Origin of the sequence: Pseudomonas sp. PNPG3 (genome assembly GCF_023093815.1) — a bacterium.
Lineage (GTDB): Bacteria > Pseudomonadota > Gammaproteobacteria > Pseudomonadales > Pseudomonadaceae > Aquipseudomonas > Aquipseudomonas asiatica.
The window spans coordinates 1-13,801 of sequence record NZ_JALLKV010000026.1 but is presented as its reverse complement, the minus strand read 5'-3'; the positions used below and the strand labels follow the sequence as shown (position 1 = coordinate 13,801).

General features: G+C 62.8%; 11 protein-coding genes. 1 reads left to right on the top strand and 10 read right to left on the bottom strand.

Going from position 1 to position 13,801, the window contains the following annotated elements; translation table 11 throughout:
* Positions 1–12: 12 nt before the first annotated feature.
* From MJ643_RS17575 to MJ643_RS17535, 9 genes are all read right to left on the bottom strand, one after another.
* Positions 13–1,161, bottom strand: coding sequence for an efflux RND transporter periplasmic adaptor subunit (locus tag MJ643_RS17575; RefSeq protein ID WP_024087702.1), 1,149 nt, complete (start codon positions 1,159–1,161; stop codon positions 13–15).
* A gap of 233 nt (positions 1,162–1,394) precedes the next feature.
* Positions 1,395–2,492, bottom strand: coding sequence for a DUF1513 domain-containing protein (locus MJ643_RS17570; RefSeq protein ID WP_013974083.1), 1,098 nt, complete (start codon positions 2,490–2,492; stop codon positions 1,395–1,397).
* Between the two features lie 2 nt (positions 2,493–2,494).
* Positions 2,495–3,559: an imelysin family protein gene (locus MJ643_RS17565; protein WP_013974082.1), complete on the bottom strand. Its 1,065-nt coding sequence runs from the start codon at positions 3,557–3,559 to the stop codon at positions 2,495–2,497.
* Between the two features lie 20 nt (positions 3,560–3,579).
* Entirely contained in the window at positions 3,580–5,007 is a 1,428-nt protein-coding gene (locus MJ643_RS17560) for a di-heme oxidoredictase family protein (RefSeq protein ID WP_013974081.1), read from the bottom strand.
* Between the two features lie 316 nt (positions 5,008–5,323).
* A complete protein-coding gene (locus MJ643_RS17555; RefSeq protein WP_013974080.1) occupies positions 5,324–6,661 on the bottom strand; it encodes an imelysin family protein in 1,338 nt (445 codons plus the stop codon).
* A gap of 156 nt (positions 6,662–6,817) precedes the next feature.
* Entirely contained in the window at positions 6,818–8,872 is a 2,055-nt protein-coding gene (locus MJ643_RS17550; RefSeq protein WP_015271685.1) for a GGDEF domain-containing phosphodiesterase, read from the bottom strand.
* A 437-nt stretch (positions 8,873–9,309) separates the two neighbouring features.
* Complete coding sequence (locus tag MJ643_RS17545; RefSeq protein ID WP_230397017.1) at positions 9,310–10,347, bottom strand: hypothetical protein; 1,038 nt, start codon at positions 10,345–10,347, stop codon at positions 9,310–9,312.
* Positions 10,344–10,862, bottom strand: a complete 519-nt coding sequence (locus MJ643_RS17540) for a hypothetical protein (protein ID WP_230397018.1) — start codon at positions 10,860–10,862, stop codon at positions 10,344–10,346. The genes MJ643_RS17545 and MJ643_RS17540 overlap by 4 nt, the downstream gene beginning before the upstream one ends.
* Before the next feature lie 213 nt (positions 10,863–11,075).
* On the bottom strand, positions 11,076–11,978 hold the full coding sequence (locus MJ643_RS17535) for a GntR family transcriptional regulator (protein WP_023660868.1): 903 nt from the start codon (positions 11,976–11,978) through the stop codon (positions 11,076–11,078).
* A gap of 93 nt (positions 11,979–12,071) precedes the next feature.
* On the opposite strand from MJ643_RS17535, the gene MJ643_RS17530 reads away from it, so the two are divergent.
* A complete protein-coding gene (locus MJ643_RS17530; RefSeq protein WP_013974077.1) occupies positions 12,072–12,821 on the top strand; it encodes a TIM barrel protein in 750 nt (249 codons plus the stop codon).
* 115 nt (positions 12,822–12,936) lie between these two features.
* On the opposite strand, the gene MJ643_RS17525 is transcribed toward MJ643_RS17530, so the two are convergent.
* Complete coding sequence (locus MJ643_RS17525) at positions 12,937–13,533, bottom strand: Fe-Mn family superoxide dismutase (RefSeq protein ID WP_013974076.1); 597 nt, start codon at positions 13,531–13,533, stop codon at positions 12,937–12,939.
* Positions 13,534–13,801 lie beyond the last annotated feature (268 nt).

The following is a 13,801-nucleotide window of genomic DNA, read 5'->3' as shown; positions in this document are numbered from 1 at the left end:
GCCAGCCTCCTGTCAGTCCTTGCCCGGCGCGCCCTGTGCGGGCTTCAGGGCTTTGTCCTGGCCGATGCGGATCGCGGCACCGGGGGTGAGCTTCAGTTGGCCGGCAGTGACCACCTGTTCCCCGGCCTGCAGGCCCTTGCTGACCACCACCACGCCGTCACGGCGCTCGCCGGTTTGCACCGTGCGCTGCTCGGCGGTGAGCTGCGGCTGGCCCTTGTCGTCGTTTAGTGGCTTGCCGTCCTTGTCCTTTTTCGGCGTTGCGACATACACCGAGTTGCCATACAGGGTGTAGGTGATGGCGCTTTCCGGCACCACCACTTGTGGCTGCGGGTTGGGTAGCAGGATCAGCAGGCTGGCGAACATGCCCGGCAGCAGCTTGCTGTCCGGGTTGGCCATGGTTGCGCGCACCAGCAGGTTGCGCGTGGTTTCCTCGACCTTGGGGTTGATGGCGCTGAGGCTGGCGGGGAAGGTCTGGCCCGGGTAGGCGGCCACCTGCACCAGCACCTGCTGGCCCAGGCTGAGGTGCGGCAGGGCCTGTTCCGGTACGTTGAAGTCGACGTAGAGGCTGGATGTGTCCTGCAGGGTGGCGATCACCGTGCCGGCGGCCAGATAGTCGCCGACGTCCACTTGGCGAATGCCGATGGTGCCACTGAACGGAGCGCTGATGCTCTTCTTGGTCTTCGATGCCTTGAGCTGGTCGACCACCGCCTGATTGCGCCGGTACTGGGCGGTGAGGCGGTCGAATTCGCCGCGGGAGATGGCTGAGTCGCCGACCAGCTGGCTACCACGGCCGAAATCTACCTTGGCCAGGCCCAGGTCGGCCTGGGCGGTGCCGAGCAGGGCGGTTTCCTGGTCGTCGTTGAGTTGCAGCAACAGTTGCCCGGCCTTGACCTGCTGGCCTGAGTCGAAATGCAGGGCCTTGACGATGCCTTCCACTTCCAGGCTCAGCTCAACGCCCTGTAGCGCCTTGAGGCTGCCGACAGCGGGCAGGCGCTCTTGCCACGGGCGCTGTTCGGCCAAGGCGGCCGCCACGGTGATGGGCGGCTTGGGGGCAGTGAACATCTGGATCTGCTGGTAGATCGAAAAGGCTTTGTAGCCCCCCAGGGCCAGCACGATCAGCAGAACCACGGCCAACATGATGAGCATGCGGCGGCGCAGCATAGGTCCGGTTCCTTGGATGCGGTTGTTATTCGCTTAGACACGACAACGGGCGATCCTGCCCACGTGTGGATGGGGGAAGTATTGACTGTTTTTTGGGGGAAAGGGAGTGGAATGCCTGGGCCGGCCCCTTCGCGGCTGAAGCCGCTCCCACAGGGACCGCGCAGTCAGCGGGTTGCGCTATTCCTGTGGGAGCGGCTTTAGCCGCGAAGGGGCCAGTACAGCCAACCCGAAAATCAGACGAGATGCAGGTGGTTGTCCCAGAAACCGGACGGCAGGTTCATCGGTTGCCCGACCAGCTCGGCCTTGCGGCAATCATAGAACCGGCAACGGCCCTGCCCGGAGGTGACGACAAAGCCGTCCTGTACCGCGCCCACCCCCGCGCAATCGGGCATTGGCGCATCCAGCCGCACCGCGCCGCTGTCCAGGTCCCAGACGAACAGGCGGTTGGCTCGTGGCGCGGTCAGCGCGACCAGCCGCAGCTCGCTGTGGATAGCCACGCTGGCGGTGTACTGGGCCATGGCCTGCAACTGTCGCTCCGGCACCGGGAAGGCCTTGAACGGCTCGCCCGGGCGCTTGATCGCCAGCAGTTCGGCGGTTTCATCGGCATCGCCCATGAACTGTTGGCAGGCGGCGATGGTGCCATCGCTGCCCACCGCCAGGTGGCGCACGCTATTCATCTGCTGGGCCAGGGTTTCCTTGCTCAGCAGGGTACCGTCGCGCTGCATCAGCACCAGGCTCGGTTCCATGGCGTCGAGGTTCATCTCCACCCGGCTTTCGGCTTCGGTGCGGATACCGCCGTTGGCCACGATCAGCGTTTCGCCGTCCGGCAGCCAGGCCACTTCGTGCGGGCCGATGCCGTGGGTCGGAATCTCCCCGCTGTGCACCAGGCGCTCGCCTTCGAAGCGGTACACGCCGAGTACGCCACGCCCCGGGTCGGTGGTGTCGTTCTCGGTGGCATACAGCCATTCGCCACCTTTGTGAATGACCGCGTGGCCGTAGAAGTGCCGGTTCGGCTGCGAGGTGACGGTTTGCAGCAGGCGCCCGTCGCGCAGGTCGACCAGGTAGCTTTCGGTGCCGGGACGGCGGGCGACGAACAGGGCGATCGGCAGGTCCGGGTGATGGATGATGGCATGGCAACGTTGGGCGACCTGGGTGCTGAACACCTGGGTGCCGTCCAGGCGGAACCCGACCGCATAGTGCTTGCCGTCGCCGTCGTCACGCGCCGACAGCAGCAGGGGCTCGCTGCCTTTGTTGCGGAACAGGCTCCAGCCGCCCAGGGTGAGGGCGCTGAGCAATACGCTACCGAGTTTGAGGGCCTGGCGTCGCAGCATGATCAGTCACCGTCGTTGGCATTGAAGCCCAGCTGGATGTTCAACGCCTTGGCCAGCTCGCCTTCGTGCAGGCGGTGGACGGCGTTGAGGCTGTCGTAGATCTGGTTCAGGGTTTGCTGGCCAGCGTCGTCGGCCAGCAGCTCGCCCAAGGTTTTCTGGTTGTCGGCCAGCAGCTTGAGCGAGGCAGCGTAGGCGGCGTCGATCTTGTCTGCCAGGGCTTTCTGATCGCTGGACAGCAAGCCGCGCAGGCCTTGGTTGTCGACCCCGACCCAGACCGCTTCGGCGGCCTTGAGGCTGGCCTCCAGGCTCTTGAGCGAGCTGTGGCTGCGCCAGGCTTCGGCCTGCAGTGGCTGTGGAATGCCCTTGCTCTGGCGGCCCATCGGCGCACCGAGCTTTTTCTTCAGGCTGTCCAGAGCGGTGACCTGGGCGCGCAGCAGGTCGGCGATGGCCTCGTGGGAGTCGGCGTAGCGCTGGTTGGGGAACTTGGTCATCTGCGAGAGCATGCCGTCGGTGCTGTTCCAGCCCTTGAGGATCTCTTCGGCCAGGGTTTTCTGGTGTTCACCGATGGCCACCAGCAACGGGCAGTAGCGGGCTTTCTGCTCGGCAGTGGCGATGTCCGGCTTGCTGTCGAACAGGATGTACTCGTAGGCCGACAGGCCACGTACCACCACGCTGGCCTTGCCCAAGGCCGCGGCATCGACCGGCTGGTCTGCGTTGACCAGCTGCTCGACCTGGCGGCCGACCAGGTTCTTCTTGTCGGGCCAGAACTGTACTTGCCAGGCGCGGTTGCCTTCGGCCAGCGGGCCGACCAGCAGCGGTTGCAGCTCGGCCCAGGCCTTTTGCGCGTTGAGGAAGTCGGCACGGGCCTTGTCCAGGGTTTCCTTGCCTTCGCAGTAGGCCAGGGCGCTGGCGGCCAGCGTGCGGTCGGCTTCGACCCAGCGGCTGTAGGTGGGCAGGATCACCTGCTTGGCGATGGCAGCGGAGGTGACTGCTTGCGGGTCCTGCGGCGAGCAGGCGCCGAGGGCGAGTGCGGCGAGGCTGGTGAACAACAGTTTGGGTCGGAACATGCCCGGCTCCTTTGCGCTTTTTAAAGTGAGTTCAGGAAAGCCAGCAACGCGGCACGCTGCTCGGCATTGAAAGTGAGTACGAAATTGCGTGCCGACTCGGCTTCGCCACCGTGCCAGAGCACGGCCTCGAGCAGGTTGCGGGCGCGGCCGTCGTGCAGGAACTGGCTGTGGCCACTGACCGTTTCGCTCAGGCCGATGCCCCACAATGGCGGGGTGCGCCAGTCCTGGCCGTTGGCGGCGAATTCGGTGCGCTCGTCGGCCAGGCCCGGGCCCATGTCATGCAACAGCAGGTCGCTGTAAGGGCGGATCAACTGGTTGGCCAGCTCCGGCTCGGCGGCATTGGCGGCTGTGGTGAACTGCGGTGTATGGCAGCCCTGGCAGCCGGCCTGGTAGAACAGGTTCTTGCCCGCCAGCACCTGCGGCGAGCCAACATCGCGGCGGGCCGGCACGGCCAGGTTGCGGGTGTAGAAAGTGACCAGGCGCAGGATATTATCGCTGACTTCCTTCTCGCCATCGGCACCGTCGCCGTTGGGCGCGGCCAGGCAGTCGGCCTGCGCCGGGGTACAGTCGTCGTTGGGCTGCAGGGTGGTGGTCAGGCCCATGTCGCCGGCAAAGGCATGCACGTTCTGCTGGTTGACGTTGGGCTGCCCGGCCTTCCAGCCGAAGCGGCCGACCACGGTTTTGCCCTGGGCGTCATCCCACACCCGGTTGGCCCGGCCGCGGATGCCGTCGCGGTTGCGGTCGTCGGGATCCTCGTTGGCCAGCAGGTCGGCTTCGGGGATGGCTTCGAGCAGGCCCAAGCCGATCATCGGCGGCGCCACTCGCGCCGAAAAGCGCGTGTCGGGGTGCATCACGCCATAGCCGAGCTGGGTGATCTGCAGGGCCGGCTTGCGCAGCTCGACCTGGTGGCCATCCTCGAACGACACCGTTTCGCTGGTGTAGCTCACCCGCACCTTGCCTTCCGGCGTCACGCCGGGGATGGCCATGTCCTGCAGCTGGGTGCCATAGACCGGCTCCGGCACCACGCCGAGGCGTTCGACCACCTTGGCCAGGTAGGGCTGGTCGGGGATCGACAGGCGTACCAGCATCGATACGGCGTTGCTGTCGCCCGGCTCTGGCGGGTGGCCGCGGCCGTCGCGCACGTGGCAGTTCTGGCAGGCATTGGTATTGAACAGCGGCCCCAGGCCGTCACGTGCGGTGGTAGTGGATGGCGCGATCACCCAGGGGTTGCGGAAGAAGCTGTTGCCTACGGCGAAGTCCAGGCGCCGCTCGGGCGAGAGGTTGGCCGAGGGCAGGGAATAGGCATTGCGGTCAGTACGCTGCACGGTGGCTTTGCCGCCCGACAACGCTTCGCCGGGCTCGGCCTGGGTGAAACGCGGGGCGTCGTCGCAGGCGGCAAGGGCTAAGGCCAGCAGCAGGGGGGAGAGTCGGGACAGCGACAAGGACATCGAAAATCCTGGGCGTGAGCGAAAAACCGGCGTGCAAGCTTAGCAGGGTGAGTGAGTTTGAATAAGAGCAATTTGCAATTGCTGGATGAAATCGGTGTCAGTTGGCCATGTCGGCATGCTCGGTCTCTTGTGGGAGCGGCCTTGTGTCGCGAAAGGGCTGCAAAGCAGCCCCAGGATTTCGGCACCGATGCAAACAATGCCGGGGGGGCCGCTTTGCGGCCCTTTCGCGACACAAGGCCGCTCCTACAAGGGGGTGTGTTGCCTGAACGAAAAAGGCGACCCGAAGGCCGCCTCTTTCAGAACCGCTACAGCAGGATCAGAACTCGTGATCCGCGGTATCCGGGTTCAGGTTGGCAATGCCCAGCTTGCCCGCGGCCTGCTCGATCGCACCGGTCTGCTTGACCAGGGAGGCGATGGCGTCACGCACGATCTGGTTGCCGGCTGCGTTGTCGGCAGCGATCAGCTGGTCGTAGTGCTCGCCCTTGAGCGCGTGGTCGACGATCACCTGGATCTTGGCTTCGGTGGCTTCCAGGTCGGCCTTGAGGGTGGCGTCGGCAGCCGGGTCTACCTTGGCCACCAGCGACGACAGGCTCGGGCCGGTCACCTTGCTGCCGTCCGGGCGGGTGTACTCGCCCAGATAGACGTTACGGATGCCCTTGGCATCGTAGAAGTGCGAGTAGTGGGTGTTGTCGCTGAAGCAGTCGTGCTCGTCTTCCGGCGAGTTGGCCTCCAGCGAAACCTTCATGCGCTCGCCAGCCAGTTCGCCCAGCGACAGGCTGCCCATGCCGAACAGCATCTTGCGCAGGCCGTCGTTGACCGACTCGGCTTCCAGCTTGGCGCGGTAGTTGTCGGCAACGTTCGGGGCCCAGTTGCCGACCATCTCTTCGAGGTCCTTGACCAGCAGGTCGGTGACCGCTTTCAGGTAGGCACGGCGGCGGTCGTTGTGGCCACCGGTGGCGCCTTTGCCTTCCAGGTAGTCCGACGCCGGACGGTTGCCCGCGCCCGGGCCGGTGCCGTTCAGGTCCTGGCCCCAGAGCAGGAACTCGATGGCGTGATAGCCGGTGGCGACGTTGGCTTCAGAGCCGCCCAGTTCGTTCAGGCTGGCCAGCTTCTCGGGGGTGATGTCCTTGACGTCGATCTTCTCTTCGCCCACCTGGATCTCGGTGTTGGCGATGATGTTGGCGTTGGCCGCCGGGTTGCCCAGGGCGTGCTCATAGCTCTTGTCGACGTAGTCGATCAGGCCTTCGTCCAGCGGCCAGGCGTTCACCTGTCCTTCCCAGTCGTCGATGATGGTGTTGCCGAAGCGGAATACTTCGCTCTGCAGGTACGGTACGCGCGAGGCGACCCATGCTTCCCTGGCTGCTTTCAGAGTTTCGTCGTTCGGCTTGGCCAGGAACGCGTCGACTGCGGTCTGCAGGGTCTTGGCGGTGCTCAGCGAGTCGCTGTACACGGCGTAGACCAGCTCGGCGTAATGCTTGACCACGGCTTTGCCGGCGGCTTCGTCGACAGCCCCGGGCGCTGCAGCGGTGGTGCTGGCGGCAGCAGGTGCCTGGGCTTGCGGCGCGGCGGCCTTGTCGTCCTTGCCTTCACCGCAACCGGCGAGAGCGATGGCAATGGCCAGCAGACTGGCGGAGGCCAGAGGCATTCGAATCATTATTGGTTTCCTGCGTCGTGTGGTTGGACCAAGGGGTGGACGGTGCGCCGTGGCACGCGAAACGACAACATCATGCGAAAGATTTGCATTTGCTGTAAAGGGGCGGGCATGCAATTCGTGTAAATGCCGGTCACGGGCTGTAATCGGGCAGGCGGCTCAGAACATCGAAACCTGGTTTCGCTGTGCCTGCTTGAGGAAGTTGGTCAGCTCACGGGCCGACAGCGGCTTGCTGTAGTGGTAGCCCTGGCCCTCGTGGCAGCCCTGGGCGACGATGTAGGTTTCCTGTTCGGCGGTTTCCACGCCTTCGGCGATTACCTGCATCCCCAGGCTCTTGCCCAGCTGGATGATGGCGCGGACGATGGTGGCGTCGTCATCGTCGTCCAGCAGGTCCTGGACGAAGCTCTTGTCGATCTTGATCTTGTCCAGAGGCAGCGATTTCAGGTAGCTGAGCGACGAGTAGCCGGTGCCGAAGTCGTCGATGGCAATCAGTGCTCCGGAGCGGCGCAGGCTCAGCAGGTGCTGGGCAGCGGTGCTGATGTCTTCCATCAGGCCGGTCTCGGTGACTTCCAGCTCCAGGCTGCGTGGTGGCAGGCGGTAAGCCTGCAGCAGGTTGTTGACCACCCGCGGCAGCTCGTTGTGGTGCAGCTGCACGGTGGACAGGTTGACCGCCATGCGCAGGTCGCTGAAGCCCATGTCGTGCCATTCGCGCAATTGCCGGCAGGCCTGGTCGAGCACCCATTCGCCGATGCCGATGATGCTGCCGTTCTGTTCGGCCAGGGGGATGAACTGGTCCGGGGGCACCATGCCCAGCTCCGGATGTTGCCAGCGCAGCAGTGCTTCGACACCGACCACGCGGTGGTCGCGGTAGCTGATCTGTGGCTGATACACCAGGTACAGCTGGTTGCGTGGCAGGGCTTCGCGCAGGTCCTTTTCCAGTTCGCGACGGCGGCGCATCTCGCTGTCGACGCTGGCGATGTAGAACTGGTAGCGGTTGCGCGAACGGGCCTTGGCCAAGGTCATGGTCTGTTCGGCTTTCTGCAGCAGCTTCTCGGTGCTGTCGCCGTCTTCCGGGAACAGGGTGATGCCGATGGTGGCGCGCAGGCGGATCTGCTGGTGGTGGTCGAGGTCGAACGGCACTTCCAGGTCGTCGAGGATACTCTGCGCCAGTTCGGCGGCCTCGTAGGGCTGCTCGATATTGGCCTGCACCAGGGCGAACTGGTCACCACCCAGGCGTGCCAGGGCGCCCAGTCGGCCGCTGTGGGCGCGCAGGCGGTCGGCCAGGGCCAGCAGCAACTGGTCGCCGACCTGGTAGCTGAACTGCTCGTTGATGCCCTTGAAGTCGTCCAGGCCTACGCATAGCACCGCCACGCGGTGTTGCAGGCGGCCACCGTCGACGAGGATCTTGTCCAGTTGCTGCTGCAGTTGCTGACGGTTGGGCAGGCCGGTGAGGAAGTCATACTGGGCCATGCGTTGCAGGCTGTTTTCCGCCTCGTGACGCAGGTGGGTGTTGCGCTCGATCGAGGCCAGCAGCTGGTTGGCGGTATTTACCCACAGGCCCAGCTCGTTCTTCTCGTGGCCCTTGAGCAGCGGCAGCTGGTGCTGGCTTGGGCGGTCGGGGTTGATCTGGGTGAGGTGCTCGATGATCTTCGACAGCGGTTTGGTCAGCAGCCAGTGGTAGACCAGATACAGCACCAGGCCCATGGCCAGGGCCCGCAGCACGCCGGAAATGAAGATGATCACGGCGTTGATCAGGAAATCTTCGCCGTAGGACGAGGTGTCGAGGGTGATGCTCAGGTCGCCGTAATATTCGCTGTAGGGGCCGCGGCCGACCAGTTGCGTGCTGTAGGTACGTTCCTGGCCGAGGATCAGGTCGGTCAGCCAGCGCATGGACATGTCCTGCAGCGGGCGGGACTTTTCTGCGAGCATGGTTTCGTTGGGGTGGCCAATGGAGGCCATGCGTACCGATTCGTCCTGGAACAGGCCTTCAATCACCTGCATGCCCATTTCGCGGTCGAGGCTATATACCGCCTGGGTCGAGGGGTCGCGGAACATGTCGAGGATGCGTTGGGCATCGCTGTTCACGGCTTGGCGGGTCTTGTAGGTGTCGTAGACGATTTGCGCACAGCTGAGCACGACACCGACCGCTAGCGCCGACAGCAGCACGACCCTGAGCAACTTGACCGACAAGCTGTTCCGCAATTCCAGCTTCAATGGGGGTTTCCTTAATCCATGCGCATGGCATCATTTTGCCATCAACGATGACGATACACTATCGGCCGACCATCAGAAGTGTATCGGTTGCCTGACCCCGCAACTTGAATGCGCCGTGACAATCTTCCAGAGGTTTGATGTTAGCGTGGTATGCGGGCTGAGCAAGCGTTTTGCGGGTGGGGCGTGGATGAAAACCGTGTCGACCGCTTCGCGGGCAAGCCCGCCCCCTCAGGCATGGCACATTCCTCCAAATGGAGTAGCGCCTGTGGGGCGGGTCTGATTTGCACGCCGCTGGAGAAGCGGACGGGTCCCTGCGATGAACTGCAACTACCACCCGACGGCGCACGGCGCGCCATCGGCTGTCGATGATTGGTTGATAGCGGGTATGTCAGCGCCTGGCTTTCAGTGCCGAACAGCGCCTTTACGCAGCGGGCGCGCTATTTTTCCGGCAGCGCCCAGGCAATGATGCTGTCACCCAGCTTGGTCGGAATCCGGTCATGCCCGCCGACCACGGCAACAACGTACTGCCGCCCTTCGCTCATGTAGTCCCAGAGGTCGTGATGGACGGTCTGGAAATGCCATTTGACCTTGCCGGTGAGCGCATCCAGGGCCACCAGTGAAGAGCTGAACTTGTCTTCCTGTTCGGTACGGGTACCGCCATAGAAGTCGCCTGCAGCATTGCCGGTGGTGATGTAGACCAGCCCCAGTTCGTCGTCGGCGGAAATCGGCGCCCATGAGTTGGGCGTGCTGAGCGTATAGGTTTCATCGGCGTCGGCAGGCGCAGTGCTGTCGGGGCGACCGAGGTCCCAGGCCCACTTCTGTTTGCCGCTGACTGCGTCGTAGGCGCGAACCACACCTGATGGCGCTGGGCGCACATCCGAATCAAGCACGCGGCCACCGGTAATGACCACACCGCGGATTACCAGTGGTGCAGAAGTGATGCCGGTGGAGCCTTTGCGGAACGTGCCCAGGCCGTCCTTGAGGTCGGCAAAGCCTGCCGTGCCGAAATCTGGGCAGGCCTGCCCGGTGAGCGCATCAACTGCACCCAGGCGGATGTCGTTGGTGCCCCAGATGATGCGTTTGGCGCATAGGCCACTGGCATTGGATACTTCGTAGTACGAGACACCACGGCAATAGGCACCACCGTTGGCGAAATAGTCCGGGTCGACTTTCGAGTCGTAGCGCCAGTTCTCTTTGCCGGTAGTGGCGCTCAACGAAATGATGATTTGCTTGGGCGTGCAGGTATACAGCGAGTCGCCAACCTTGATTGGCGTGGCCTCGTTCAGATACTTGGTTTTTTCGCCAGGCTGTTTCACATCGCCATGATGATACTCCCAGGCCTTGACCAGGCCGGAAACGTTGCTTGGGGTAATCTGCGCCGCAGCGGAATAGTGGTTGCCGAGGTTGGAGCCGGCATAGGCGGTCCAGTTGGTCTTGTCGTGGGACGCGGCGACATTGGCGTCCGGTGAGGTCACCTACTGCGGCTGAAGGGTTGCTGTGTATGCGCGGTGATAGCGGGCGAGTCGGCCAGGTGAACGGTGTTGGGGAAGAACAGCGGTGTCAGGATGGTGGCCGCCATCAGCAGCGGCATCCCCCCCATGATGCTGAAATACAGTGCCTTGTTGACTTTGGCAAAGTCGCGCCGGACAAGAGGCCAGAAGGCCAGAAAGATCACACTGAGAAGTACCAGCCATGCCAGACGTGGGATATAGGCCCAGCCGTTGTAGCCGGATTCCCAGATTGCCCAGCCGTAGGTGGCCAGGGATGCTGCACCGTAGAGATAGATGCCGAGCGACTTCTTCAGGCCCATGAGTGCGGCTGACAGCAGCAATGCGGTACCCATCATTGCGTAGTAAGGCGAGCCGCCGGCACTGACCAGCGTGCTTCCCTGACAGGCCAGCGTCAGGCCAAGCAGGGCCAGCAGAATCGTGTACACCCCGAACAGCAGGCTGGAGACCCCCGTCCCGTTAGCCAACGTTCCTTGTTTCATTGCAATCATCCCTGTGTGATTCGGTGCCACAGTGCGTCCGAGCGGCGCGCATAATTGCTTATTCTTGCAATGAAATACAATAAGTGGCGCGAAATTCAATCCTGGCGCTGGATCTCAGGGTTGTTTTGTATCTTGCGTTAAAAGAAGGCAATGTCTAAGCTGCCTTCCCTGATCTGAACGCGCGGGTAATGAAAGGTAGGCGGGGGAAGGGGTTTACGCCTGCTGGCTTTCCAGCAAGGCATCCTGACGGGTCTTGAGCCGGCCGACTTCGTCCAGATGTTTCCAGAGAAACTGAGCGGCTTCTTCACGCCGACCGGACTCGATCAAGTCGAGCAGGTGCAGGTGCTCCAGGCATTGCGTCATCAGGCGACTGCGGTCGACGTTGGCTTTGTAGCTCATGAAGCGTCTGAGCTGGTTTTGCCGACGTATGGCATCTATGAAGAAGAGATTGCCCGAGCACTGCACGATCATTTCGTGAAACTGGGCGCCAATTTCGAACAGTTGGGCACGTGAGAGCTGGTGAATTTCGCCGTCGAGCATGGCCTGCTGTTGCTCCCGGGCTTTGGCAAATGCGGCCTGGTTGACCTTGTAGCCTGGTTCGCGCAGTGCGGCCGGCTCGATGGCCATGCGGAAGCGGTAGCTCTGGATGTGGGTCTGGGCGTTGTGTACGAATTCGTTAAGGCTCCAGCCTTGCCCGGGCTTGCGCTCGACCATGGCTTCGCTTGCCAGCCGGTTGAGGACCTTGAGCATTTGCCCGCGGGGCACGGAGTAGCGTCGCAGTAATTGGGCCTCAAAGAATTCGGCAGGGATTTCCCCGCTGAGGATGTCGTCCACCACGCGCAGGTAGAAGTCTTCGAATGGGTCGCAGGTGGGCGGTACAGTGGTTTCCTGGATCTGCCCGGCGTCCTGTTTCAGAAAGTAGCCGCGATTGGGCTCCTGCACCGCGATGTTCCACTCGGCGAGCAGGGCAAATACCCTGCGAATGGGGGAGCGGGAGACATCGAAGGCTTGGGCGAAGGTCTGCTCGCGCAATGGCTCGCCGGCCTTCATCGACCGGGCGCGGATCATCTCGATGACGCGAGGGGCCAACTGCAGGGCGAGATCTTTCTTTATCACAGGCTGTATTCCGAATGGTTAACTTCAGTCGATCCAGCAGATTCGGGTCGGACTGGGGACAGGAAAATACCACACACGGATGGATCTATACGTATGCTCAAATTCAATGCTCATCTCGGCTTCCAGTTCACTGAACTGCCTTTTCTGCAGCGTATCGAAGCCGCTGCCGCCGCCGGATTTCGCGCGGTGGAATTCCCGTCACCCTATGAATTCGACGCGAGTTTGTTGGCTGATCAACTGGCGCAATATGCGTTGCCATTGGTCCAGTTTGCCGCGCCGGCCGGCGTTTCCAAGGGCATTGCTGCTGTGGCGGGCAAGGAGCTCGAATTCCGTGACGGGTTAAGCCAGGCCGTCAGCTATGCCCGCGCACTGGCGTGTGCGGATGTGCACCTGATGTCTGGGGTAACCCACGAGGATGGCGCCGACAAGGTGTATGCGAGCAACCTGGACTATGCCGTGAAGTATTTTGAGGACCAGGGGCTGCGGCCATTGATCGAGGTGATCTGCACGCAGGCAATGCCGGGGTATTACATGTCCGATTTCGGCAAGGCGCAGCAGGTACTGGAGGCGCATCCCGGTATTGGGCTGATCCTTGATCTTTATCATGCACAGTTGCTGACTGGAAATGCTGCCGATGTGTTGGCGCAGTTCTTTGAACGGACGGTGCATGTGCAGGTGGCCGACTGTCCGGGGCGGCATCAGCCGGGAACGGGACAGATGGATGTTGCGGGGTTGTTGGCGGCGCTGGAGCAGCGCGGGTATGCGGGGTGGGTTGGATGTGAGTATCGGCCTACGGGTGCCACCGTAGATAGCCTTGGCTGGCTTGATCGGTACGCTTCCTGAAAACAGGGCGTTCTGGCCCCTCGCATGCCCCGAAAAATCCGATACCAGGGGACTGGCATCGGATTTTCGAAGAGCCCCGGCGTGGCGCCGGGGTTGTGTCTCAAGGCTGGATGACTCAGGCCTTGAAGGTCTTGCCTTCGAACTGTTCGGCGACGAAGGCCCAGTTGACCAGGTTCCAGAACGCCTCGACGTACTTCGGACGCAGGTTGCGGTAGTCGATGTAGTAGGCGTGTTCCCAGACGTCGCAGGTCAGCAGCGGGGTGTCGCCGCTGGTCAGCGGGCAGCCGGCGCCGATGGTGCTGGCCAGGGCCAGGGAACCGTCAGCCTTCTTCACCAGCCAGCCCCAGCCGGAACCGAAGGTGCCAACCGAAGTCTTGGTGAACTCTTCCTTGAACTTGTCGAAGGAACCGAAAGCGGCGTTGATGGCGTCAGCCAGGGCACCGGTCGGCTGGCCACCGGCGTTTGGTGCCAGGCAGTTCCAGTAGAAGGTGTGGTTCCAGACTTGAGCGGCGTTGTTGAAGATGCCGCCCGAAGAGCTCTTGACGATCTCTTCCAGGGTCTTGCCTTCGAATTCGGTGCCTGGGACCAGGTTGTTCAGGTTCACGACATAGGTGTTGTGGTGTTTGTCGTGGTGATACTCCAGGGTTTCCTTGGAGATGTGCGGCTGCAGGGCATCGTGGGCGTACGGCAGCGGCGGCAATTCAAAAGCCATGGTGGATCTCCTGATTCAGGTCTGTTTGCGGTTTGCGCAAGGCCGATCACGGGCGGCCCGATGTGCGTCGACGAGTTTGTACTCTTTGCGACGCAAGGGCTGGATCATAGCACCGGGCCCGGCGCATAACCACGCAACAAAGATAGGGAATAGAGGTTCCAGAGCGGTTGGGCTGTGCCGACCAGTGGCGTCAGCTGTTGCCTGCAAGGGCCTCATCGCCGGCAAGCCAGCTTGTATGGTTAGACTTGAAGGGAGGAGGAGGGACAAA

Bases quoted from the DNA above. Each gene is read 5' to 3' on its own strand.
- MJ643_RS17575 (WP_024087702.1), bottom strand. From the start codon at position 1,161: ATGCTGCGCCGCCGCATGCTCATCATGTTGGCCGTGGTTCTGCTGATC.
- MJ643_RS17570 (WP_013974083.1), bottom strand. From the start codon at position 2,492: ATGCTGCGACGCCAGGCCCTCAAACTCGGTAGCGTATTGCTCAGCGCC.
- MJ643_RS17565 (WP_013974082.1), bottom strand. From the start codon at position 3,559: ATGTTCCGACCCAAACTGTTGTTCACCAGCCTCGCCGCACTCGCCCTC.
- MJ643_RS17560 (WP_013974081.1), bottom strand. From the start codon at position 5,007: ATGTCCTTGTCGCTGTCCCGACTCTCCCCCCTGCTGCTGGCCTTAGCC.
- MJ643_RS17555 (WP_013974080.1), bottom strand. From the start codon at position 6,661: ATGATTCGAATGCCTCTGGCCTCCGCCAGTCTGCTGGCCATTGCCATC.
- MJ643_RS17540 (WP_230397018.1), bottom strand. From the start codon at position 10,862: ATGAAACAAGGAACGTTGGCTAACGGGACGGGGGTCTCCAGCCTGCTG.
- MJ643_RS17530 (WP_013974077.1), top strand. From the start codon at position 12,072: ATGCTCAAATTCAATGCTCATCTCGGCTTCCAGTTCACTGAACTGCCT.
- MJ643_RS17525 (WP_013974076.1), bottom strand. From the start codon at position 13,533: ATGGCTTTTGAATTGCCGCCGCTGCCGTACGCCCACGATGCCCTGCAG.